Consider the following 25,330-nt stretch of genomic DNA (forward strand, 5'->3'; position numbering starts at 1 on the left):
ATGGGGTTGTTTCACATGCCTGCTCACATTCCATTGCAGCAGGTACTACGAATTCGGTCGCTTACGCGAGAGCCAATTTTTGGCGTGCATATTGTAGCGCTTTCTCAATCACTTGCTCAATGCTTAAACTGGTTGAATCCAGAACTAAAGCATCAGCAGCGGGAACCAGCGGCGCTACAGGACGATTACGATCGCGATCGTCACGTTCCTTGATCTCGGCCAAAAGGCGTTCAAAGTTAACACTAAAGCCTTTCTCCTGCAACTGGAGCATGCGACGATTCGCACGTTCTTCCGAAGAAGCGTCAAGGAAAATTTTCACCGGCGCGTCGGGGAAAACGACCGTCCCCATATCACGTCCATCGGCTATAAGACCCGGTGCTTCGCGAAACGCGCGCTGGCGGCGTAATAACGCTTCACGCACGCGCGGAAACGCAGCCACTTGCGATGCTGCATTCGCTACTTCCTGGGTGCGAATTTCACTGCTGACATCCTCACCTTCGAGGATTACTTCCAGATTTCCGTCGGTTGAGACAAATCGCACATCCAGATGCGCCGCCAGCGGAACCAGCACTTCTTCCGAGGAGACATCGACGTGGTGATGCAGTGCAGCGAGCGCCAGCACACGATAAATTGCGCCTGAATCCAACAGATGCCATTGCAACGCTTCCGCCATTGCCTTGCAAAGCGTGCCTTTTCCCGCACCGCTTGGCCCATCAATGGTGATTACCGGGGCAATTGCCGTCATCTTTTTCTCCTTACTCAAGGCATATCGTTACGTAAACGCCGCGCATTATACGCGGCAATGCACACAATCGTTACTACTGCGTGCGAATAACAGAAGGGTCTGAAGCTGAGTGTAGAATAAATGTGCGGCTGGCCGGGCTGATTTACACCAGCCCGGAGCAAAGATGATTACGCGAGCGTACTGATGCGAGCTAACTGCTCAAAATAGTCGGGGAAGGTTTTCGCCGTGCATTTCGGGTCCAGAATGGTAACCGGCGTATCCGACAGCGCCACCAGCGAGAAGCACATCGCCATACGGTGATCGTTATACGTACCAATTTCCGCAAACTGCAATTTTTCCGGCGGAGTAATGCGGATAAAATCCTCACCCTCTTCCACCGTCGCCCCCACTTTGCGCAACTCTGTCGCCATCGCAAACAGACGATCTGTTTCCTTCACTCGCCAGTTATAGATATTACGCAGCGTAGTGGTGCCTTTGGCAAACAGCGCAGCCGTCGCGATAGTCATTGCGGCATCCGGGATATGATTCATGTCCATATCGATAGCATTCAACTCGCCGCGCGTACAGGCAATGTAGTCATCGCCCCAGACCACCGTTGCGCCCATTTTTTCCAGTACGTCGGCAAAGCGGATATCGCCCTGCACGCTGTTGCGTCCAATCCCGGTCACTTTTACCGTGCCGCCTTTGATCGCCCCTGCAGCCAGGAAATAAGAAGCCGAGGAGGCATCGCCCTCCACCAGATACTGGCCCGGAGACTGATATTGCTGACCGCCGCGAACCACAAAACGCTGATAGTGCTGGTTTTCCACCAACACATCAAAGGTTTCCATCAGATGCAACGTGATGTCGATGTAAGGTTTAGAGACCAGATCGCCTTTGATAGTGATAACCGTATCCTGCGGCGCCAGCGGCGCTGCCATCAGCAATGCGGTCAGGAACTGGCTGGAAACGCTGCCGTCCACGCTGACGTCACCGCCGGTAAAACCGCCGCGCAGGCGCAGAGGAGGGTAATTTTCTTGCTCAAGGTAATCGATTTGCGCTCCACCCTGACGCAGCGCGTCAACCAGGTGTCCAATCGGGCGCTCTTTCATACGCGGTTCACCGGTCAGCACCAAATCGTTTGCCCCAAGACAAAGCGCCGCAGCCAGAGGGCGCATTGCCGTTCCGGCATTGCCAAGAAACAGCTCCAGTTTTTCCGCAGAGTGCAGCGGACCACCCACGCCGGTCACTTCACAACGGGTGCGGTCGGCAGACAAGGTATAATGAACTCCCAGCGCGCTGAGGGCATTCAACATGTGGCGCACGTCGTCGCTGTCCAGCAAATTGGTCAGAACGGTAGTGCCACGGGCAAATGCGGCAAGCAACAAAGCGCGGTTTGAGACACTTTTCGAACCAGGCAGATTGATGGTGCCATCTACCCGCGCGATGGGTTGTAACGTCAGGGATTCCATGAAACTTTACTCTCTACAGACAAAATAAAACCCCGCAGTCCAACTGCGGGGAATGCAGACTACAGCAATTAACCGTGGCGACGTTCGAAGTCAACCATAAAGTCGGTCAGCGCCTGTACGCCAGCCAGCGGCATCGCGTTATAAATTGAGGCACGCATACCGCCAACGACGCGGTGGCCTTTCAGGGCGTGCAGACCCGCAGCGAACGACTCTTCAAGGAAAAGTTTGTCCAGCGCGCTGTCCGCCAGTTGGAACGGAATGTTCATGCGCGAACGGTTAGACTTCGCCACATCATTGCGATAAAAGTCGCTGCGGTCGATTACGCCATACAACAGCTCGCTTTTTTGCTGGTTGACTTTCTCCATTGCGGCGACACCGCCCTGTTTTTTCAGCCATTTAAACACCAGCCCTGAGAGATACCAGGCAAAAGTCGGCGGCGTGTTGAACATAGAGTCATTTTCATTCAGCACGCTGTAGTCGAGGATAGACGGACAGGCCGCATGAGCTTTGCCCAGCAGATCTTCACGTACTATCACCAGCGTTAAACCTGCCGGACCGATATTTTTCTGTGCGCCCGCATAAATCACACCAAAACGGCTGACATCAATTTCGCGCGACAGGATGGTTGAAGAGAAATCAGCCGTTACCACTACATCACTGGCGAATGCGGGTGTTTCATCGATCGCGATGCCGTCAATCGTTTCATTCGGGCAGTAGTGGAGATAAGCCGCGTTATTGCTGAGTTGCCATTCGCTCATCGGCTTAACAGCACGCAGGCCATCAACAGTGATTTTCGCGTCAATAACGTGTGGAACGCAGTATTTTTTCGCTTCTTTGACTGCACTTGCCGCCCAGTAACCGGCATCAACATAATCAGCGGTTGTTTTATCACCCAGTAAATTGAGCGGAATGCCAGCAAACTGACCACGACCACCGCCGTGACAGAACAGAACCTTATAGTTGGAGGGGATGTTCAGCAGATCGCGAAAGTCCTTCTCCGCCTCTTCAGCCACATGGATAAACTCTTTACTACGATGGCTAATTTCCATCACCGAAGTGCCAAGACCTTGCCAGTCGCACAATTCCTGTTGCGCCTGTTTGAGCACATCCGCCGGTAATACTGCCGGGCCAGAACTAAAATTGAAGACCTGAGTCATTTCCCCTCACCACGCTAAAAAGCAATAAGTTATTCCTGTGACATCGGTTTTATCATTGCGCGTCACGCGCCGCAATGGGTAATAGCCGCGCAGGGGGAAATGTGCGCTCAGTCACATAGCAGAATGTTTTGCTCAGTCGAGCCGGGCCCGATAAAAAACCTGTTATGTCACCCGAATGGCCCTGCTGGCCTTCGACCATTCCGGATTTGCACAGCGTGGGCAGGATCGCTTTTCGCCCGCCTGCAAGGCGACAATTTTACTGCAACGTACGCAAACGTAATCGCCCGATTCAGGCACCGAGATAAATCGTTCGCTGCATCCTTCCGGCAGAATACAGAGCCCTGGTTTAACCTCGTTGTCGGGGAAGTAATAGACGCTGATTTGCCCATTGGTCTCCATAATCGCCAGCCGAATCTGCCCGAGATGTTCTATACCGTTGACGCGCAATTCCATGAAAAACTCAAATTCAGTCATGTTCTCTTCATGCAATTTTTCCCATGCCAGCTCACCATTCTCAACAATAACAACCGGTTTGCCTTCCAGCAGATCCTCCAGCTTTTCGCTGTGCGACATCAGCCACATCACCAGACGATAAAGCACTGCCAGCGTAATAAAAACCACCAGTACGGGCAGCATTGGAACGTCGTCATAAAAGGCCACATCTCCCGCTGCCGAGCCCAGCGTCAGGATAATGAGGACTTCGAATAGCGACATTTGCCGTACGCCACGTCGGCCGGTGATCTTGAGGAATAAAAAGACTAAAACGAAGGTATAAAGGCTGCGCAGTGCCACTTCCCACAAAAAATCAAAGGGAACTTTATCCAGTGCCATGCGATGAAGGTCGAACGCTTTCATTTTTCCATCCGTGAACAGTCGGGTACTCTCCCTAAGCATAGACTGCTGCTTTATTTTCGCCGGGCAGACGCGGAAGATGGCGCCAGTCACGCAAAACCCGTATCATTGCGCGCTTTACGTACGAAAAAAGTGACCGCCATGACTCAAACATTTATTCCCGGCAAAGACGCCGCACTGGAAGACTCCATCGCCCGCTTCCAGCAAAAGCTCACTGACCTCGGTTTTCACATTGAAGAGGCCTCATGGCTGAATCCGGTGCCGAACGTCTGGTCTGTGCATATTCGCGATAAAGAGTGTGCGTTGTGCTTCACCAACGGTAAAGGCGCAACGAAAAAGGCTGCGCTTGCCTCTGCGCTGGGCGAGTACTTCGAGCGTCTTTCTACCAACTACTTCTTCGCTGACTTCTGGCTGGGTGATGCCATTGCGCAAGGCCCGTTCGTTCACTACCCGAACGAAAAGTGGTTCCCGCTGCCGGAAGATGACTCGCTACCCGAGGGGATCCTCGATACTCGTCTGCGCGCGTTCTACGATCCACAGAACGAATTGGCCGCCGGGATGTTGGTCGATCTGCAATCCGGGAATGATGAGCGTGGTATCTGCGCCCTGCCGTTTACCCGCCAGTCTGATGAGCAGACGGTCTATATTCCGATGAACATCGTCGGCAATCTGTATGTTTCCAATGGTATGTCTGCCGGTAACACCCGCAACGAAGCCCGCGTACAGGGTCTGTCTGAAGTGTTCGAACGCCATATCAAAAACCGTATCATCGCAGAGAGCATCAGCCTGCCGGAAATCCCACAGGAAGTGCTGGCCCGCTATCCTGGTGTGGAGGAAGCCATTGCTAAACTGGAAGCCGAAGGGTTCCCGATTTTTGCCTATGATGGCTCGCTGGGCGGAAAATATCCGGTGATCTGCGTCGTGCTGTTTAATCCGGCGAATGGCACCTGCTTTGCCTCCTTTGGAGCACACCCGGATTTTGGCGTTGCGCTGGAACGTACAGTCACCGAGCTGTTGCAGGGGCGCGGTCTGAAAGATCTCGATGTCTTTACCCCGCCGACCTTTGATGACGAAGAAGTGGCTGAACACGCTAACCTCGAAACTCACTTTATCGATTCCAGCGGTTTGATCTCCTGGGATCTGTTTAAGCAAGATGCGGATTATCCGTTCGTTGACTGGAGCTTCGCAGGGACCACCGAAGAAGAGTTCGCCACGCTGATGGCTATCTTCAATGCGGAAGATAAAGAGGTCTATATCGCCGATTACGAGCACCTTGGCGTGTACGCCTGCCGTATTCTGGTGCCGGGCATGTCCGATATTTATCCGGCAGAAGATCTGTGGCTGGCGAATAACACCATGGGCAGCCATCTGCGCGAAACTATCCTGTCACTACCAGGCAGCGAGTGGGAGAAAGAGGAGTACCTCAACCTTATCGCCCAACTGGACGATGAAGGTCACGATGATTTTACCCGCGTTCGTGAGTTGCTGGGTCTGGCGACCGGTAAAGACAATGGCTGGTACACCCTGCGCGTTGGCGAGTTAAAAGCGATGCTGGCGCTGGCTGGCGGCGATCTGGATCAGGCGCTGGCCTGGACCGAATGGACCATGGAATTCAACGCGTCCATCTTCAGCGCGGAGCGCGCCAACTACTACCGCTGCCTGCAAACGCTACTGCTGCTGGCGCAGGAAGAGGATCGCGAGCCGCTGCAATATCTGAATGCATTCGTACGCATGTACGGCGCGCAGGCAGTTGAAGCAGCCAGCGCCGCGTTGAGCGGTGAAGCGCCGTTCTATGACCTGCAACCGGCAGACGGTACCCTGCAGGCGTTCCCGGCACATCAGTCTCTGTTAGCGGCTTACGAAAAGTTGCAACGCGCCAAAACGGCATTCTGGGCGAAATAACGACAAGTAGCACGACAATATGTAGGCTTCATAGCAGGTCTACGCTATATTACGGGGCAATTTTATTGCCCCTTTTTATTTATATTTTTTCAATGTCAGTCAGTTGTAATAATTAAGTTAAATATGGGTAAATAGTATTATTACTTGCGAACTAATATTGTTACTTCTAATGGCAACTACCCCATTTTAATTAACGATTTTTCGGAGGCTTCATAAAAATACTCAACTCATTTTATAACTTTTAAACTTTATTTTTATTTATATAATCAACAAGTTAATCCGCATTCGTAGAAAAACCACGCTCTTTGCGGTCCTATAAGCCAGGCGAGATATGATCCATATCAAATTCTCTTCTATAATGCTTTGTTAGTATCTCGTCGCCGACTTAATAAAGAGAGAGTTAGTGTGAAAGCTGACAACCCTTTTGATCTTATCCTTCCAGCCGAAATGGCCAAAGTTGCCGAAGAAGCTGGCGTCTATAAAGCGACTAAACATCCGCTGAAGACTTTCTACCTGGCTATCACCGCAGGTGTGTTCATCTCTATTGCTTTTGTTTTCTATATCACCGCCACCACCGGCACAGCGGCAATGCCCTACGGTATTGCTAAACTGATTGGGGGTATCTGTTTCTCCCTGGGGTTGATCCTCTGCATTATCTGCGGTGCGGATCTTTTTACCTCGACTGTGCTGATTGTCGTGGCGAAAGCCAGTGGGCGTATCACTTGGGGGCAACTGGCCCGTAACTGGATTAACGTCTACTTCGGTAACCTGGTAGGTGCGCTGCTGTTTGTCCTGCTAATGTGGTTGTCTGGCGAATATATGGTCGCCAATGGTGGCTGGGGCTTAAACGTCCTGCAGACCGCAGACCATAAAGTGCATCACACTTTCATCGAAGCTGTTGCACTGGGTATTCTGGCCAACCTGATGGTTTGTATGGCCGTGTGGATGAGTTATTCCGGTCGCAGCCTGATGGATAAAGCGATGATTATGGTGCTGCCGGTAGCGATGTTTGTCGCCAGCGGTTTTGAGCACAGTATCGCAAACATGTTTATGATTCCGATGGGTATCGTAATCCGTAACTTTGCTAGCCCGGAGTTCTGGACCGCAGTTGGTTCCAGCCCGGAAAGTTTTTCTCATCTGACTATTACGAATTTCATCATCGATAACCTTATTCCGGTAACAATCGGGAATATCATAGGTGGTGGGTTATTAGTCGGGTTGACATACTGGGTCATTTACCTGCGTGGCAACGATCATCATTAATGGTTGTTTCAGGCAGTAAATAAAAAATCCACTTAAGAAGGTAGGTGTTACATGTCCGAGCTTAATGAAAAATTAGCCACAGCCTGGGAAGGTTTTGCGAAAGGTGACTGGCAGAAAGAAGTCAACGTACGTGACTTTATCCAGAAAAACTACACCCCATATGAAGGCGACGAGTCCTTCCTGGCTGGCGCTACTGACGCGACCACCGCCCTGTGGGACAAAGTCATGGAAGGGGTTAAACTGGAAAACCGCACTCATGCGCCAGTTGATTTTGACACCTCTGTTGCTTCCACCATTACTTCTCACGACGCTGGCTACATCAACAAAGCGCTTGAGAAAATCGTTGGTCTGCAAACTGAAGCTCCGCTGAAACGCGCTATCATCCCGTTTGGCGGCATCAAAATGGTTGAAGGTTCCTGCAAAGCGTACAATCGCGAACTGGACCCGATGCTGAAAAAAATCTTCACCGAATACCGTAAAACCCATAACCAGGGTGTATTCGATGTTTACACCAAAGACATTCTGAACTGCCGTAAATCCGGTGTTCTGACTGGTCTGCCGGATGCTTACGGCCGTGGTCGTATCATCGGTGACTACCGTCGCGTTGCGCTGTACGGTATCGACTTCCTGATGAAAGACAAATACGCTCAGTTCCTGTCTCTGCAATCCGATCTGGAAAACGGCGTAAATCTGGAAGCGACTATCCGTCTGCGTGAAGAAATCGCTGAACAGCACCGCGCGCTGGGTCAGATCAAAGAGATGGCGGCTAAATACGGCTGCGATATCTCCGGTCCGGCAACTAACGCTCAGGAAGCAATCCAGTGGACCTACTTCGGTTACCTGGCTGCGGTTAAATCTCAGAACGGCGCTGCAATGTCCTTCGGTCGCGTATCCACCTTCCTGGATGCTTACATCGAACGTGACCTGAAAGCAGGCAAAATCACTGAAAAAGACGCTCAGGAAATGATTGACCACCTGGTCATGAAACTGCGTATGGTTCGCTTCCTGCGTACTCCTGAGTATGATGAACTGTTCTCCGGTGACCCGATTTGGGCAACTGAATCTATCGGTGGTATGGGCGTTGATGGCCGTACTCTGGTTACCAAAAACAGCTTCCGTTTCCTGAACACCCTGTACACCATGGGCCCGTCTCCGGAACCGAACATCACCGTTCTGTGGTCTGAAAAACTGCCGCTGAACTTCAAAAAATTCGCTGCGAAAGTCTCCATCGACACCTCTTCTCTGCAGTACGAGAACGATGACCTGATGCGTCCTGACTTCAACAACGACGACTATGCGATTGCTTGCTGCGTAAGCCCGATGGTTGTGGGTAAACAAATGCAGTTCTTCGGTGCTCGCGCTAACCTCGCGAAAACCATGCTGTACGCAATCAACGGCGGCGTTGATGAAAAACTGAAAATGCAGGTTGGTCCGAAATCTGAGCCTATCAAAGGCGACTTGTTGAAATTCGACGAAGTCATGGAACGCATGGATCACTTCATGGACTGGCTGGCTAAACAGTATGTCACCGCACTGAACGTTATCCACTACATGCACGACAAGTACAGCTACGAAGCCTCTCTGATGGCGCTGCACGATCGTGACGTAATTCGCACCATGGCATGCGGTATCGCCGGTCTGTCCGTTGCTGCTGACTCCCTGTCTGCTATCAAATATGCGAAAGTTAAACCGATTCGTGACGAAGACGGTCTGGCAATCGACTTCGAAATCGAAGGCGAATACCCGCAGTTTGGTAACAACGATGCTCGCGTCGATGATCTGGCAGTTGACCTGGTAGAACGTTTCATGAAGAAAATTCAGAAACTGACTACTTACCGCAACGCTATCCCGACTCAGTCTGTTCTGACCATCACCTCTAACGTTGTGTATGGTAAGAAAACCGGTAACACCCCGGATGGCCGTCGCGCTGGCGCTCCGTTCGGACCAGGTGCTAACCCGATGCACGGTCGTGACCAGAAAGGTGCTGTTGCCTCTCTGACTTCCGTTGCTAAACTGCCGTTCGCTTACGCTAAAGATGGTATTTCTTACACCTTCTCTATCGTTCCGAATGCGCTGGGTAAAGACGACGAAGTGCGTAAAACCAACCTCGCGGGTCTGATGGACGGTTACTTCCATCACGAAGCGTCCATCGAAGGTGGTCAGCACCTGAACGTGAACGTGATGAACCGTGAAATGCTGCTCGACGCGATGGAAAACCCGGAAAAATATCCGCAGCTGACCATCCGTGTTTCAGGTTACGCAGTACGCTTCAACTCCCTGACTAAAGAACAGCAGCAGGACGTTATTACTCGTACCTTCACTCAAACCATGTAATGGTGCTACCCAAGAGTTTTCGGGCTGCATTGAGGCCGGTAAGAGAGCGAATCCCGATGAGCTTACTGAAGTCAAGTGAGTTGGGTGAGTGAAAACAGCCAGCAAAGATACAGCTTGAAAGACGAAGGGTATTGACTGAAATCGCAAAGTAAAAAGCGTACAATAAAGGCTCCACGTAAGTGGGGCCTTTTTAATACTCAAGTCCGCTTTGTCAGACGTCTATACTTGCTGGATATCTGACAAAACAGACTTAGCGCAAAAGGAAATAAATTGCGCAGACACAGGCCCGGATGGGCCGCATCTGGAGAAAACACCGCAATGTCAGTTATTGGTCGCATCCACTCTTTCGAATCCTGTGGCACGGTCGACGGCCCGGGCATCCGCTTCATTACTTTCTTCCAGGGCTGCCTGATGCGCTGCCTCTATTGTCATAACCGCGATACCTGGGATACACACGGTGGTAAAGAGATCACGGTTGAAGATCTGATGAGCGACGTGGTGACTTATCGTCACTTTATGAACGCATCCGGCGGTGGCGTAACCGCGTCCGGCGGTGAGGCTATCCTGCAAGCGGAGTTTGTCCGCGACTGGTTCCGCGCTTGTAAAAAAGAAGGGATTCATACCTGCCTCGATACCAACGGCTTTGTGCGCCGCTACGATCCGGTGATTGATGAACTTCTGGAAGTTACCGACCTGGTCATGCTCGATTTGAAACAGATGAACGATGAGATTCACCAGAATCTGGTCGGCGTTTCTAACCACCGTACGCTGGAGTTTGCCCAGTACCTTGCGAAGAAAAATATTAAGGTCTGGATCCGCTACGTGGTCGTTCCGGGCTGGTCAGACGATGACGACTCCGCGCACCGCCTCGGTGAATTTACCCGTGATATGGGCAACGTCGAGAAAATAGAACTGTTGCCTTACCATGAGCTGGGTAAACACAAATGGGTCGCCATGGGCGAAGAGTACAAGCTTGATGGCGTCCATCCACCGAAAAAAGAGACCATGGAACGTGTCAAAGGCATTCTGGAGCAGTACGGCCATAAAGTGATGTACTGAGCCGCAGTAAAAGCAAAAAAGCCACAACACCTCGTTGTGGCTTTTTTATGCCGGGTTGTTTCTCCGCCGATGCACTCAGGCGTGCGCAACCGGAGTAGGATGGTGCCCTGCTTTACGCATCAGCATCACCAGATAGATAAACGATACGCCCGCAATCATGATAAACAACAGACTGTCTGAATAGCTTTGCATCAGCATCGCCGTCAGCGTCGGGCCCAGAAGGCTGCCAATGGTGTAGCTCAACAGCAGAGCCTGATTCATGGCTACCAACTGATGGTGTTCCACTTTCTCACACGCCCACGCCATTGCCACCGGGTAAAGAGTAAAACCAGCCGTTCCCAACACAAACAGCGCCGGCGCCATCGCCGCATTACTCAGCATTCCCATACAGCCGATGATCACAACAAAGACCTGCACACGCAGTACAAGCAACCGGCCAAAACGATCGGCCAGACGGCCAACGGGCCACTGTCCGATAATGCCTGAGCTCACCATGAGCGCCATCCAGAAACCGATGCCGGAATCACTGATCCCCTGATGTGAAAGATAGAGCGGCATCAGACCATACAACGAGCCGAGAATAATCCCGGAGATAATGCAACCATTTACCCCCAGGCGCGCCTGGCGAAGGCGCAACATCGGCCATACTGAAGTCGCGGCTTGCTCCTCGCTCTGTTGATTAACAATACGGGTAAACAGCAGCGGCAGGATCGCCGCCAGCACCAGCCCTGTCATCAAAGGCAGTACGCTCATCAGATCCGTCGGCAATTTGCTGACAATCACCTGACCCAGCACGGTGCCTACATAATAAACCATCATGTAAGCTGCCAGCAGGCGGCCACGGTTACGGGAGGTGCCACTGCACATTAATGCGCTTTCCACCACCACCCAAATCATTGCGCAGCCCACACCGGCAATGAAACGCCAAATCATCCAGCTCCAGAAGCCCACCATCAGCCCCAGCCCAACGCAGCCAGCAGCGAAAATCAGCGAGGCAATGTAATAGCTGCGGTTAAAACCCAGGCGGCGGATAAGACGCCCGGTCAATAAAGTGCCGAGTAAATTACCGGTAAAATAAGACGAACCCACCATACCGACCTGCCAGGTGGGTAAGTTTTCGTGGGCAAGCCAGAGCGGCACGAGCGTATTCAGCGTCGCGATCGCCAGCGTCAACAGCATCAGGCCGCAGAGCAATAACAGCACCGGCCGGGTATAGGTGGACATGGATTCAAACCGTGAGGAAGTTCAGATTGCGTGCGCATCATGCCATTGGCAAAAGCAAAGTCAATCCACAGAATTAGCGGGCTGACATGAATTGCGCCTTGTCGATTTGAAAAACTTATCCCGCATCAATTCAAGATACTTCAGGTAATATTCATCTGATTGTTTTTATTGTACTAAGCCACAGAAGCAGTAAAGAGATCAGTAGAAAAATTTCATGGTAGAAAACCACATTTCACCCGGCCGGCCCGGGAGTAATTAGCAGGTCCGCATATATCATAGAAAAACTGGTTAATGGAGGATTACTCAGCAACGGGACATAAAAAAAGCGCCAACAGGCGCTTTTCAGGAACACTAAAGAAGTATTAACCGATGAACTCAAGACCGTTCATATACGGACGCAGTACCTCAGGAACTTCGATACGACCATCGGCTTGCTGGTAGTTTTCCAGCACGGCAACCAGCGTACGGCCAACAGCCAGACCAGAACCGTTCAGCGTATGCACCAGACGGGTTTTCTTATCGGACTTGCTGCGGCAGCGTGCCTGCATGCGACGCGCCTGGAAATCCCATACGTTAGAGCAGGAAGAGATTTCACGGTAAGTATTCTGCGCCGGAACCCATACTTCCAGATCATAGGTTTTGCATGCGCCAAAACCCATATCACCAGTACAGAGCAGAATTTTGCGGTACGGCAGACCGAGCAGTTGCAACACTTTCTCAGCATGACCAGTCATCTCTTCCAGCGCGTCCATTGACTCTTCCGGACGAACAATCTGCACCATTTCAACTTTGTCGAACTGGTGCATACGAATCAAACCACGGGTATCACGACCGTAAGACCCCGCTTCGGAACGGAAGCACGGTGTGTGAGCGGTCATTTTGATCGGCAGATCATCTTCGTCGATGATCTCATCACGTACCAGGTTGGTCAGCGGCACTTCAGCCGTCGGAATCAACGCATAGTTGCTGCTATCAGATTCTTCTTCCAGCGGACGCGTGTGGAACAGGTCGCCAGCAAATTTCGGCAACTGGCCGGTGCCATACAGCGTGTCGTGGTTGACCAGATACGGTACGTAGTTTTCCGCGTAGCCATGCTGCTCGGTGTGCAGATCCAGCATGAACTGCGCCAGCGCGCGATGCATACGGGCGATTTGCCCTTTCATCACCACGAAACGGGAGCCGGTCAGTTTTACAGCGGCCGCAAAATCCAGCCCGCGGTGCATTTCACCCAGCGTAACATGATCGCGGATTTCAAAATCAAATTGACGCGGTGTACCCCAGCGGCTGATTTCGACGTTATCGTTCTCATCGCGCCCTGTCGGGACACAATCGTCAGGCAGGTTCGGGATGGTCAGCGCAATTTCGCGGATCTCAGCCAGCAGGGTTTCCAGCTCGGCTTTCGCTGCGTCAAGTTCTTCACCCAGCTTGTTCACTTCCAGGCGTAATGGCTCGATGTCTTCCCCGCGTGCTTTCGCCTGGCCAATGGATTTCGATCGTGAGTTACGCTCTGCTTGCAGGTTCTCAGTATTAACCTGCAAAACTTTACGACGCTCTTCGAGCGCGCGTAATTTATCTACATCCAGCTTAAAGCCCCGGCGTGCCAGTTTTTCAGCGACTGCGTCTGGCTCGGTACGCAGCAGATTGGGATCGAGCATGCTTTTCCTGTGCTTGTTGTATTGTAAAAAAGAAGAAGTCGATCGCTGCCTGCGATCGATATAATGTACAGCGGTAACCTTACCGCAACGCCCGCACTAGCGATAGCGTTTTATAGGGCTTTTATGATCCTGTTCGGCTAGCCAGGCGAGCTTTTCGCCAATCTTGCCCTCAAGACCTCTGTTGGTGGGGTGATAATAGCGCGTTTGTGCTAATTCCTGCGGGAAATACTCCTCGCCAGCGGCGTAGGCATTGGGTTCGTCGTGCGCATAACGATACTCCTGGCCGTACCCCATCTCTTTCATCAATTTTGTTGGTGCATTACGCAGGTGCACAGGCACATCGAAATCCGGACGATCGCGTGCGTCTGCAAGTGCCGCTTTAAACGCTGTATACACCGCGTTACTCTTCGGCGCGCAGGCCAGGTAGACAATTGCCTGTGCGATTGCACGCTCCCCCTCCGCCGGGCCAACGCGTGTAAAACAATCCCAGGCGGAAATGGCCACCTGCATGGCGCGCGGATCGGCATTGCCGACATCTTCCGAAGCAATCGCCAGACAGCGACGCGCCACGTACAACGGATCGCCTCCGGCAGTGATAATGCGCGCATACCAGTAAAGTGCCGCATCCGGCGCACTGCCGCGTACCGATTTATGCAATGCGGAGATTAAATCGTAAAAACGGTCGCCTTTGTTATCAAAGCGCGCGCTGCGTTCGCCAGCAATCTCGGTCAACAAGGTTGGTTTCAACACGCGTTTGCCGGCATCATCCAGCTCCGCCATGTCGGCCATCATCTCCAGCGTGTTGAGCGCGCGTCGCGCATCACCACCAACCAGTTCAGCAATTGCCCGTCGGGTGTCATCCGGCAGTACAATATCCTGACCGCCATAGCCACGGGCTTTGTCTTCCATCGCCTGCGTCAATACCTGTTCGATATCTTCAGTCGTGAGAGATTTCAGCAGGTAAACGCGTGCACGAGAGAGCAACGCTGAGTTGAGTTCAAAAGAGGGATTTTCGGTTGTTGCGCCGATAAAAGTGATAGTACCGTCTTCAATATGCGGTAAAAACGCGTCCTGCTGGCTTTTGTTAAAGCGGTGGACTTCGTCAACAAACAGAATGGTACGCCGCCCGGCATTGCGATTCTGCCGCGCGCGCTCGATGGCTTCCCGGATCTCTTTCACGCCAGACGTCACCGCAGAAATGCGCTCAACATCCGCGTTCGCATAACGGGCAATCACTTCCGCCAGCGTCGTTTTCCCCGTACCCGGCGGTCCCCAGAGAATCATCGAGTGCAGATGCCCTGCCTCAATGGCGCGCGGCAAAGGTTTGCCCGCCGCCAGAAGGTGCTGCTGACCTATGTACTGAGCTAAATTTTCTGGCCGCATACGGGCGGCCAGAGGTTGAAACGCATTGTCGGAGAAATCGAGCGACATATTGCTCATCCGCGCCTCTTACTTACGCTGATCGTCAACCGTTACGCCCTGCGGCGGGGTAAAGGTGAATTTAGCGGGATCGACCGCGCCATTTTGCTGTGATTTCAGTTGATAGCTACTGCGCTGATCGTCCTGTTCAATTGCACTGAACTGATGAATGGTGCCATCGCGACCAACATTGATAGTGAATTGCTTCAGATTACCGTTGTTACCTTTCGGGGTCAGAACAAAGTCATCGCCCTTTTGCTCTATATTGTACTGCTGCCAGTCACTGGCCTGATTACGGGCAATCAGCATAAACGGTGTATTGCCGGTGGCATCTTTCAGCCAGGTCGCAGTAGCCTGTTCAACAAACGGGTTGTAGAACCACAGGGTTTTCCCGTCAGAAACCAGCACGCTTTCGTCCGGCTGAGTCATATGCCAGTTGAACAGATTCGGACGCTTAACCCACAAATCCCCTTGACCTTCCTGTACCGCAGCTCCGCTGCCATCCGTCACTTTTTGAGTGAAACTGGCATGGAAACTGCTGACTTTATCGAGACGGCTTTTCAGGTCGCTGGAAGCATCCGCCCATACGTTGCTGGCCAGCAAACTGCCCATTAACGCATACGCCACGGCGATTTTTTTCATCGTTATTCCTCAAATACGTCACTCCCGACGTGGGAGAATACTTCTGTCACTCTAAGCACCGAATACAAAGAGAGACAGAAGAAAAGACTGAATTTTTACTTATTTACCCAGCATTGCAATCACTCGAATGGCGGCGGCGCCAGTACCTCACGGTTACCATTGTGCCCCTGTTCGCTGACAATTCCCTGAGCTTCCATCTGCTCGATAATACGCGCCGCACGGTTATAGCCAATGCGGAACTGGCGCTGAACGCCGGAAATAGATGCCTTGCGTTTTTCGGTCACGAAGTTAACGGCCTGATCAAATAACGGATCCAGCTCTTCCGCACCGTCAAAACCTCCGCCTGCACCACCTTCACTTTCGCTGTCAGACGTAATGCCATCGACATATTGCGGGCGACCACGCGCTTTCCAGTCCTGCACCACAGCATGCACTTCCTGGTCACGGACGAACGCCCCGTGGACACGCACCGGCGCGGAGGTAGAGTTTGGACCGGAGTAAAGCATATCGCCCATCCCAAGCAGAGATTCCGCACCGCCCTGATCGAGGATGGTACGCGAATCAATCTTACTCGATACGGTAAAGGCGATACGCGTCGGGATGTTCGCTTTAATCAGACCGGTGATAACGTCAACCGACGGACGCTGGGTCGCCAGGACCAGGTGAATACCTGCGGCACGCGCTTTCTGCGCCAGGCGCGCAATCAGCTCTTCCACTTTCTTGCCGACGGTCATCATCAGGTCAGCAAATTCGTCCACCATCACCACGATATACGGCAGTTTTTCCAGCACCGGATGCTGAGCATCCATACTGTCGCCCGGTTTCCAGTACGGATCCGGGATCGGACGCCCCATACGGGCAGCTTCAGCAATTTTCTCGTTGTAGCCTGCCAGATTACGTACGCCGAGCGCCGACATTAACTTATAGCGACGCTCCATCTCGTTGACGCTCCAGCGCAACGCATTGGCAGCGTCTTTCATATCGGTAACCACTTCGGTCAGCAGATGCGGAATACCTTCATACACCGAAAGTTCGAGCATTTTCGGGTCGATCATAATAAAGCGCACCTCTTCCGGCGTCGCTTTATACAACATGCTGAGGATCATGGCGTTCACGCCCACCGACTTACCAGAGCCAGTTGTACCGGCAACCAGCAGGTGCGGCATTTTCGCCAGATCGGCAATCACCGGATCGCCAGCGATATCTTTACCCAGCACCACGGTCAGCGGCGACGGGCTTTCCCTGAATTTCACGCAGTCCAGCACTTCACGCAGATAGACGGTCTGACGTTTCTTGTTCGGTAATTCCAGGCCAACATAAGGCTTACCGGGAATCACTTCCACCACGCGCACGGCAACGGTGGAAAGCGAACGCGCCAGATCGCGGGACAGGTTGGAAATACGTGCGGCTTTCACCCCCGGTGCCAGATTCAGCTCAAAGCGGGTAATTACCGGCCCCGGCGAATAATTCACCACATCGGCTTTGATGCGGAAATCGGCCAGACGCGCTTCGACCAGTCGCGCCATTTGCTCAAGCGCAAAGGTATCAACCGGTTCGACTTCCGCTGGCGGCTGCGTCAGCAGATCCAGTGACGGTAACGGCGTCGTCGGTTTCTGCACCGGTCGGCTGTCGCCATTACGCATCAGCAGAGGATGGATCAGACTCTCCTGCGGTTGCGGCACCGGTTGTTGCTGTTGTGGCACGACAGGCTGCTGAATCGGCTGTTGAACCTGCGGCTGATAGTGCGGCTGTGCTGGCTGCTGGTGCGGCGACGTCGGTTGTTGATAATGCTGCGGCTGCTGTACTGGCGGCTCCGGCTCTGGCATCACGCCTGGCGTAAACAGCGGTTCGTGAGGACGATCATCAACCAGCGTTTTCATTGGTGAAAACGCAAAATCCTCAGGTATAAAGGCCGGAGCGCCTGCTGGCTGCTCTCCCGAATAACGCTGTTGCTGAGAGGCTGCGAACTGGCGGGCCAGCTCAGCTTCTTCCGCTTCTTCCTCGCTCATTACCGGATGCTGCGGATGAAACTGTGGCGCATCGTGCTGGAATTGATTTCCATAGCGATCTTGCTGTGTTGCGGCAAACTGGCGTGCCAGTTCGTTCTGCTGCAGCATATCGGCTTCATCGTCATCATGCTGACGCACTTCTTCCTCGCGGGCGCGCTCTTCGGCCATGCGCTGGGAAGGCAATTTGATACCGTAAGACGCCAGCTCGCGGCGCGTCGGAACACGAACACGGTTCGGGCGGGGCAACTGCGGACCAATCCCCTCTTTAACCTGCGGACGCGGCGCGCCACCAGCAGCCAGGCTAAAGACAGGCGCTGCAGCTGCCGCTACGGCGCTGACATGGCCCGTAGCTTGTTGTACACCAGCCGCGACAGGAGCAACGGATGGATCAACCGCGGCAACCGATGGCGCAGAGAAAACAGCAGGTTTTGCTGCGGGTTCATCAACAACAGGCTCCGGGATTGGCTGATACCAGGCGGCAAGTTGTTCACGCTCACGCGCACGCTTCTCTTCCACTTCTTCAAAGTAGTAAAGCGGCGGACGAGTCTGTTTTACTTCTTCAACGACCGGTGCAGGTTCAGGCGTGATTATCGGTTCCGGAGCCGGTGCGATTTGCGGTTCGCTTTGCCATGGCAACGGTTCCTGCAGTTGCTGAGCATAAACCTCTTCTTCCGGCGGCAGTGGCGCTACCGGTGCATCCGGCATCCATACAGCTTCTGCGGCAGGTTGCAGCCACTCGGGGAGTGCATGCTGAGGAGAATGATACTGGACCTCCTGAGCAGCTTCGACATACTGCTCTGGCTGATAAGGCGCTTGCGGTGGTACCTGAGTTGCTGGTGCCTGCGCATACGGCCATTCAACATCTTGCTGCATTGCGGGGACGTAAGGTTCAGCAGGTGCCGCATAGGCCTGCACAGTGGCGGTTGTCGCTGCTGCGGCTGCCACTACCGGTTCAGTGACGCTGTGTCCGTTCAGCAGTGGATCGTACTCCTGCTCAGCTTCCGTAGCGCGATGCCCGGAGAACAGGACGTCATCAGCATCTGCCGGCATACCGCGAGCGCTGTATGCGATCTCATCTTCTTCATCGTCCATCCGCTTACCGGAGAACAGCGCTTCGTCGGTTTTACGCCCCATCGGGTTGACAAATTTTTCAGCCACGCGCTTACGGCGTGCCAGCGCGCCACGAAGAATACGAGCACGGCGCGACTCTCGCGGTTTTTCCTCTTCGTACTCTTCATCGTCTTCGTACTCGTCATCATCAACCCAGGTGTCATCGCGGCGGGTACGATTACTGGCGGAGGTCAGAATATTAAGGATGACACTGCCGATTTTCTCGGCGATGGTGACCCACGACCAGCCGGTAAATAGGGTCAACCCGGCGGCCCAAATGCAGAGCAGCGCAAGCGTACCACCGCTGCTGCGCAACAGAGGTTGCAGCGTAGTACTTAGTAGACTGCCAATCACCCCGCCGGAGGCGAAATACCAGATATCATCGGCATTAATCGCGGCCAGACCGCAGGAGGTCAGGATCAATGCCAGCGCACCAATCATGCGCAGCGATACGGCAAAGTAATCGATGTAATCTTCACTGGCGCGGTGACGATAAGCAAACCAGCAGCCGCCAATGATGATCACCGGAATGGTGTAGGCCATAACGCCAAAAATAAAAAACAGCGTATCGGCAAGCCATGCGCCGGGCACACCACCCAGATTATGGATAGGTTCATGCCAGGCCGTTTGCGACCAGCTAGGATCAGACGGGTTAAAACTTAAGAGCGCTGCCATCAACCAGACGGCAGAAAGTGAAACGAGGATCAGCAACGCCTCCAGGAGTCGGCGCCCGCTGCTAAGCTTGGTCAGTGTGACTTCTTTGTCTTCGGTGTATTCCTGGCTCAAGACAGGCTCTCCAGGTCCTTGATGCTAAAACGGACAACAGCGCCGGGTCTCCCCGGCACTGTTGCTGTATGGATTAACAGGAGTGTAATCAAAAAACAGCGATTGTGCACCTGTTCCGTATTAGCGCGTCTTAATTACCAGACGATTGCTCTGTTTAACTTCTTCCATCACCACATATGTGCGGGTGTCGTTCACGCCCGGCAGACGCAGCAGGGTTTCCCCTAACAGTTTGCGGTAGGCCGACATATCCGGTACACGCGTCTTCAACAGGTAGTCGAAGTCGCCTGAAACCAGATGACACTCTTGAATTTCTTCAAGTTTTTGCACAGCGGCGTTGAATTGTTCAAACACATCGGGCGCGCCACGATTCAGAGTAATCTCAACAAATACCAGAAGTGATGCATCCAGATAATGCGGATTTAGCAGCGCGGTATAGCCCTGAATAAATCCTTGTCTTTCCAGCCTGCGCACACGCTCAAGGCACGGCGTCGGGGAAAGTCCCACTCGTTTAGAAAGCTCGACGTTGGAAATACGCCCATCTTTTTGCAGTTCGTTCAGAATATTACGATCAATGCGGTCGAGATCTTTGCCTGGGCGCTTCTTGCTATCTACCATTATTATTGTCTCTCTGTATTCCTTCCCTACTCCTGTCTTGACCCTGTGCACTTCACTGTTCAGAGTCTTTGCCCGTCGCGTTACGGCATTGCGGAGGCAATATTAAGAAGACCGTTGCCAAAGGCAGCTATCGATATCACGAATGGCGTCTGTCCACGCCATGCGTAGATTTCACTAGCCCGGTAAAAAAATGGCATTTACGTGCGTAAGTTTGCATCACGCGCGAAACACTGCTTTTTTCTTCCTTTGATGTTTTCGCAAATGCGCAGGGGATTGTCAAAGCAAAACATCTTTTTTTAGTACAACATGCCAGATATTCATCAACACCACTCTCTAATCCTCACTTTATCACCTTATAACAGGCCGATTTTCAGTAGAAATTATTATATTTCTGGCCTAAATCCCCCCACGTCATCGGTCATTTCTATTACACATATCGTTAACAAAACTGGCGCGCCCTTTTTTTACGACGCTAAATTCCCTACAATTCAGCTCAATGTCTGCCAAACAACAACGAGGATCTCATGGGTACGGCCAAACACAGTAAGCTGCTCATCCTTGGTTCAGGCCCTGCCGGTTATACCGCTGCGGTCTATGCTGCACGCGCAAACCTGCAGCCAGTGCTGATTACCGGGATGGAAAAAGGCGGCCAGCTCACCACCACCACTGAAGTGGAAAACTGGCCGGGCGACCCGCACGATCTGACCGGGCCGCTGCTGATGGAACGCATGCATGAGCATGCCACCAAATTTGATACTGAAATCATTTTTGATCACATCCACAGCGTTGATTTGCAAAACCGTCCTTTCCGCCTGACTGGCGATAGCGGCGAATATACTTGCGATGCGCTTATCATCGCGACTGGCGCGTCTGCGCGTTACCTGGGGCTGGCTTCGGAAGAAGCGTTTAAAGGTCGCGGCGTTTCCGCCTGCGCAACCTGCGACGGTTTCTTTTACCGCAATCAGAAAGTGGCGGTGATTGGCGGCGGCAATACTGCCGTTGAAGAAGCCCTATATCTGGCCAACATCGCCTCTGAAGTGCATCTGATCCATCGTCGCGATACTTTCCGTGCGGAAAAAATCCTCATTAAGCGTCTGATGGATAAAGTAGAGAGCGGTAATATTGTGCTGCATACTCATCGCACTCTGGAAGAAGTCACCGGCGATCAGATGGGCGTCACGGGTCTGCGTCTGCGTGATACGCAAAATGCAGACAACGTGGAGTCACTGGACGTTGCGGGGCTGTTTGTGGCTATCGGCCACAGCCCAAATACCAGCATCTTCGAAGGTCAACTGGCGCTGGAAAATGGCTACATCAAGGTGCAGTCCGGTATTCACGGTAACGCCACGCAAACCAGCGTTCCGGGCGTCTTTGCCGCTGGTGATGTTATGGATCATATCTACCGTCAGGCGATCACTTCTGCGGGCACGGGCTGTATGGCGGCTCTGGATGCGGAACGCTATCTCGATGGGCTGGCTGAAAGTAAATAATCTTTACAAGTCAGTAACAAAGGTAAAAAAGGCGACTATAAGTCGCCTTTATTTTTGCCCCGATGTAACATTGCGCAAGCTAAAAATTCCGATAACTTCACCTGCTAAGCGCGCAATGAATAAAACCCGTCAACAAGAACTCACTCGCTGGTTGAAACAGCAAAGCATTATTTCCCGCCGCTGGTTAATGCTTTCCCGCCTTCTCGGCGTGGTCAGCGGCGCACTGATTGTGGCGCAGGCCTGGATACTGGCGCGCATCCTTAATCATATGATTATGGAAAATATTCCGCGTGAGGCGTTGCTGCTACCCTTCACTTTACTGGTGCTGATCTTCATCCTGCGTAGTTGGGTTGTCTGGCTGCGTGAACGGGTGGGATTTCATGCCGGGGCGCACATTCGTTTTGAAATCCGTCGACAAGTGCTGGATCGCCTGCACCAGGCGGGTCCGGCCTGGATTCAGGGTAAACCCACCGGGAGCTGGGCAACGCTGATACTTGAACAAATTGACGATATGCACGATTTCTATGCCCGCTATTTACCGCAGATGGCCCTTGCGGCCAGCGTGCCGCTGTTAATAGTTCTCACTTTATTCCCCGTCAATTGGGCCGCCGCGCTTATTTTGCTCGGTACAGCTCCCCTTATCCCGCTGTTTATGGCGATGGTTGGAATGGGGGCCGCCGATGCTAACCGCCGTAACTTTAAAGCGCTGGCGCGTTTGAGCGGTCATTTTCTTGATCGCCTGCGAGGTATGGAAACGCTGCGTATCTTTGGTCGCGGTGAAGCGGAAACCGAGAGTATCCGTCGCGCATCTCAGGATTTCCGTAGCCGGACTATGGAAGTATTGCGTCTGGCCTTCTTATCTTCCGGCGTGCTGGAGTTTTTCGCTTCGCTATCGATTGCGCTGGTCGCGGTCTACTTCGGCTTCTCTTATCTCGGCGAGCTGAATTTTGGTCATTATGGCACCGGCGTTACGCTGTTCGCCGGTTTCCTTGCTCTGGTGCTGGCACCGGAGTTTTTCCAGCCGCTACGCGATCTGGGTACCTTCTATCATGCCAAGGCGCAGGCTATCGGCGCTGCCGACAGCCTAAAAACGTTTATGGAAGCACCGCTGGCTCAGCCACAACGCGGTGAAACCCGGTTAGCAAGCGATGAGCCTGTCACACTCACCGCAAGCAATTTGATAATAAAGTCTGCCGAAGGCGCAGAACTCGCCGGGCCGCTCAACTTCACTCTTGCCGCCGGAAAACGTGTGGTAGTGGTAGGTAAAAGCGGTTCCGGTAAGAGCTCACTGATTAATGTTCTCTCTGGTTTCTTGCCCTATGAGGGCTCACTGCGCGTAAATGGGATTGAGCTGAGCGCGCTTGAGCCGGATAGCTGGCGTGAAGCGATAAGCTGGGTGGGGCAAAACCCACAGCTTCCGGCAACCACGTTACGGGAAAACGTCCTGCTGGCGCGGCCAAATGCCAGCGCTGCTGAACTGCAAACGGCACTGGATAAAGCCTGGGTCAGCGAATTTTTACCTCTGTTGCCGGAAGGGCTGGAAACGCAGCCTGGCGACCAGGCCGTACGCCTCTCTGTTGGTCAGGCGCAGCGTGTCGCCGTAGCCCGTGCGCTACTTTCACCGTGCAAATTACTGTTGCTGGATGAGCCTTCCGCCAGCCTGGATGCCCATAGTGAGCAACGGGTTATGCAGGCGTTGACTGAATCTTCCCACCAGCAAACCACGTTGATGGTTACTCACCAACTGGAAAATCTGAACGAATGGGATGCCATTTGGGTGATGCAGGATGGCAAGATCATTGAGCAAGGCAGCTATGCGGAACTTTCAACGGCGCAGGGAACGTTTGCCGACCTTCTCGCCCATCGCCAGGAGGAGATTTAAATGCGTGCTTTGTTACCTTATCTCGCGCTGTATAAACGCCACAAATGGATGTTGCTGCTGGGCGTGATCCTCGCGATTATCACTCTACTGGCCAGTATCGGGCTGTTAACGCTCTCCGGGTGGTTCCTGTCGGCCTCTGCGGTCGTTGGCGTTGCCGGGCTTTACAGTTTTAACTATATGCTGCCTGCGGCCGGGGTTCGTGGCGCGGCTATTACCCGTACCGCCGGACGTTATTTTGAGCGTCTGGTCAGCCATGAGGCCACTTTCCGCGTACTGGAACATTTGCGCGTCGCCACTTTCAGCAAACTGTTACCCCTCTCCCCTGCCGGGCTGGCGCGTTTTCGCCAGGGGGAATTGCTGAACCGGGTGGTAGCCGATGTCGATACACTCGACCATCTTTATTTGCGCGTCATCTCTCCGCTGGTCGGCGCACTGGTGGTCATCATTGTGGTGATGGTCGGTTTAAGCGTTCTGGATGTCTCTCTGGCGCTGATGCTCGGCGGTATCATGCTGGCAACGCTGCTTACATTGCCGCCACTCTTTTACCGGGCGGGAAAACCAACCGGCGAGAACCTGACAGCTCTGCGCGGCCAGTATCGTCAGCAATTAACCAGTTGGTTACAGGGCCAGGCGGAACTGACCATTTTTGGTGCCAGCCAGCGCTACCGTGAACAACTGGAGAATACAGAGTTAAACTGGCACGACGCCCAGCGCCGTCAGTCTGACCTGAGTGCCGTTTCGCAGGCGCTGATGTTGCTGATTAGCGGCGTAGCGGTCATCGTCATGCTATGGTTTGCTTCCGGCGATGTTGGCGGCAATACGCAGCCAGGCGCATTAATCGCGCTGTTCGTCTTCTGTGCGCTGGCGGCGTTTGAAGCGCTGGCGCCGGTTACTGGCGCTTTCCAGCACCTTGGCCAGGTGATCGCTTCCGCCACCCGCATTACGCAAATCACCGACTGCCCGCCATATGTGACTTTCCCGCAATCCAGTATGCCTGTATCAGAGCATGTTGCGGTGCAATTTAAGGATCTGGCTTTTAGCTATCCCGGGCAGCCGCAGCGTGCGCTGGAGAATATCGCATTGTCGATAGCCGCGGGTGAACATGTCGCCATTCTGGGCCGTACCGGCTGCGGCAAATCAACGCTGCTACAACTGCTTACGCGCGCCTGGGATCCTCAGCAGGGCGAAATTCGGCTGAACGATCGGCCGCTGAGCGAGATTGCCGAAGCAACGCTGCGTTCACTCATTAGCATGGTTCCACAGCGCGTACATCTGTTTAGCGCTACGCTGCGAGATAACTTGTTGCTTGCGGCGCCGCAGGCCAGCGATGAAATGTTGAGCGCGATGCTGACGCGCGTCGGGCTGGAAAAACTGCTCGATGATGGCGGTTTGAACGCGTGGTTAGGTGAAGGTGGTCGCCAGCTTTCCGGCGGTGAATTGCGCCGCCTGGCAATTGCCCGCGCGCTGTTGCATGACGCTCCGCTGGTCTTACTGGATGAACCAACCGAAGGGCTGGACGCTGAAACAGAAAGCCAGGTGCTTGAATTACTTCGTGAAGTGATGAAAGACAAAACGCTGTTAATGGTCACGCATCGTCTGCGCGGGCTGGCGTTTTTTGATCGCATAATTGTGATGGACAACGGACAAATAATTGAGCAAGGTAATCACGCAGCGTTAATGGCGAAACAGGGTCGGTATTACCAGTTTAAGCAGCGTCTGTAGTTGATATTCGTCA

General features: G+C 53.1%; 17 protein-coding genes. 7 read left to right on the forward strand and 10 right to left on the reverse strand.

Translation table 11 applies throughout. The annotated features are described in order from the left end of the window. Window positions 1–61: 61 nt before the first annotated feature. The 4 genes from cmk to DK872_RS02660 form a co-directional block, all read right to left on the reverse strand. On the reverse strand, window positions 62–745 hold the full coding sequence (gene cmk / locus DK872_RS02645; protein WP_007374140.1) for a (d)CMP kinase: 684 nt from the start codon (window positions 743–745) through the stop codon (window positions 62–64). 167 nt (window positions 746–912) lie between these two features. Beyond that, complete coding sequence (gene aroA, locus DK872_RS02650) at window positions 913–2,196, reverse strand: 3-phosphoshikimate 1-carboxyvinyltransferase (RefSeq protein ID WP_072438559.1); 1,284 nt, start codon at window positions 2,194–2,196, stop codon at window positions 913–915. 68 nt (window positions 2,197–2,264) lie between these two features. Next, a complete protein-coding gene (gene serC, locus DK872_RS02655) occupies window positions 2,265–3,353 on the reverse strand; it encodes a 3-phosphoserine/phosphohydroxythreonine transaminase (protein ID WP_035885859.1) in 1,089 nt (362 codons plus the stop codon). A gap of 162 nt (window positions 3,354–3,515) precedes the next feature. Next, window positions 3,516–4,208, reverse strand: coding sequence for a DUF421 domain-containing protein (locus DK872_RS02660; RefSeq protein ID WP_161518008.1), 693 nt, complete (start codon window positions 4,206–4,208; stop codon window positions 3,516–3,518). Window positions 4,209–4,346: 138 nt separating this feature from the next. Between DK872_RS02660 and ycaO the strand changes: the two genes are divergently transcribed. The 4 genes from ycaO to pflA all read left to right on the forward strand — a co-directional run bounded on the left by ycaO (window position 4,347) and on the right by pflA (window position 10,763). Beyond that, entirely contained in the window at window positions 4,347–6,107 is a 1,761-nt protein-coding gene (gene ycaO / locus DK872_RS02665; protein WP_035886066.1) for a 30S ribosomal protein S12 methylthiotransferase accessory factor YcaO, read from the forward strand. Between the two features lie 405 nt (window positions 6,108–6,512). Then, window positions 6,513–7,370, forward strand: coding sequence for a formate transporter FocA (gene focA, locus DK872_RS02670; protein WP_035885860.1), 858 nt, complete (start codon window positions 6,513–6,515; stop codon window positions 7,368–7,370). 51 nt (window positions 7,371–7,421) lie between these two features. Further along, window positions 7,422–9,704, forward strand: coding sequence for a formate C-acetyltransferase (gene pflB, locus DK872_RS02675; RefSeq protein ID WP_007374134.1), 2,283 nt, complete (start codon window positions 7,422–7,424; stop codon window positions 9,702–9,704). A 318-nt stretch (window positions 9,705–10,022) separates the two neighbouring features. Further along, on the forward strand, window positions 10,023–10,763 hold the full coding sequence (gene pflA, locus DK872_RS02680; RefSeq protein ID WP_007374133.1) for a pyruvate formate lyase 1-activating protein: 741 nt from the start codon (window positions 10,023–10,025) through the stop codon (window positions 10,761–10,763). 75 nt (window positions 10,764–10,838) lie between these two features. Here pflA and DK872_RS02685 read toward each other — a convergent pair whose 3' ends face one another. The 6 genes from DK872_RS02685 to lrp form a co-directional block, all read right to left on the reverse strand. Continuing rightward, window positions 10,839–11,987, reverse strand: coding sequence for an MFS transporter (locus DK872_RS02685; protein ID WP_007374132.1), 1,149 nt, complete (start codon window positions 11,985–11,987; stop codon window positions 10,839–10,841). Between the two features lie 362 nt (window positions 11,988–12,349). Further along, a complete protein-coding gene (gene serS / locus DK872_RS02690) occupies window positions 12,350–13,642 on the reverse strand; it encodes a serine--tRNA ligase (RefSeq protein ID WP_072438557.1) in 1,293 nt (430 codons plus the stop codon). A 96-nt stretch (window positions 13,643–13,738) separates the two neighbouring features. Beyond that, on the reverse strand, window positions 13,739–15,082 hold the full coding sequence (rarA, locus tag DK872_RS02695; RefSeq protein WP_071920558.1) for a replication-associated recombination protein RarA: 1,344 nt from the start codon (window positions 15,080–15,082) through the stop codon (window positions 13,739–13,741). Window positions 15,083–15,091: 9 nt separating this feature from the next. After that, window positions 15,092–15,703, reverse strand: a complete 612-nt coding sequence (gene lolA / locus DK872_RS02700; RefSeq protein WP_007374129.1) for an outer membrane lipoprotein chaperone LolA — start codon at window positions 15,701–15,703, stop codon at window positions 15,092–15,094. 119 nt (window positions 15,704–15,822) lie between these two features. Next, window positions 15,823–19,608, reverse strand: a complete 3,786-nt coding sequence (locus DK872_RS02705; RefSeq protein WP_161518009.1) for a DNA translocase FtsK 4TM domain-containing protein — start codon at window positions 19,606–19,608, stop codon at window positions 15,823–15,825. Window positions 19,609–19,728: 120 nt separating this feature from the next. Beyond that, window positions 19,729–20,223, reverse strand: a complete 495-nt coding sequence (lrp, locus tag DK872_RS02710) for a leucine-responsive transcriptional regulator Lrp (protein ID WP_000228469.1) — start codon at window positions 20,221–20,223, stop codon at window positions 19,729–19,731. A 524-nt stretch (window positions 20,224–20,747) separates the two neighbouring features. Between lrp and trxB the strand changes: the two genes are divergently transcribed. The 3 genes from trxB (at window position 20,748) to cydC (ending at window position 25,317) form a co-directional block, all read left to right on the forward strand. Next, window positions 20,748–21,713, forward strand: coding sequence for a thioredoxin-disulfide reductase (gene trxB / locus DK872_RS02715; RefSeq protein ID WP_007374127.1), 966 nt, complete (start codon window positions 20,748–20,750; stop codon window positions 21,711–21,713). Between the two features lie 115 nt (window positions 21,714–21,828). Continuing rightward, window positions 21,829–23,595 carry a cysteine/glutathione ABC transporter permease/ATP-binding protein CydD gene (gene cydD / locus DK872_RS02720; protein WP_035885863.1) on the forward strand — a complete coding sequence of 589 codons (1,767 nt, stop codon included), beginning with the start codon at window positions 21,829–21,831 and terminating at the stop codon, window positions 23,593–23,595. After that, window positions 23,596–25,317 carry a cysteine/glutathione ABC transporter ATP-binding protein/permease CydC gene (cydC, locus tag DK872_RS02725; RefSeq protein ID WP_035885864.1) on the forward strand — a complete coding sequence of 574 codons (1,722 nt, stop codon included), beginning with the start codon at window positions 23,596–23,598 and terminating at the stop codon, window positions 25,315–25,317. The last annotated feature ends 13 nt before the right edge of the window (window positions 25,318–25,330 follow it).

This window comes from Kosakonia sp. MH5, from assembly GCF_009935945.1.
GTDB classification, from domain to species: Bacteria; Pseudomonadota; Gammaproteobacteria; order Enterobacterales; family Enterobacteriaceae; genus Kosakonia; species Kosakonia radicincitans.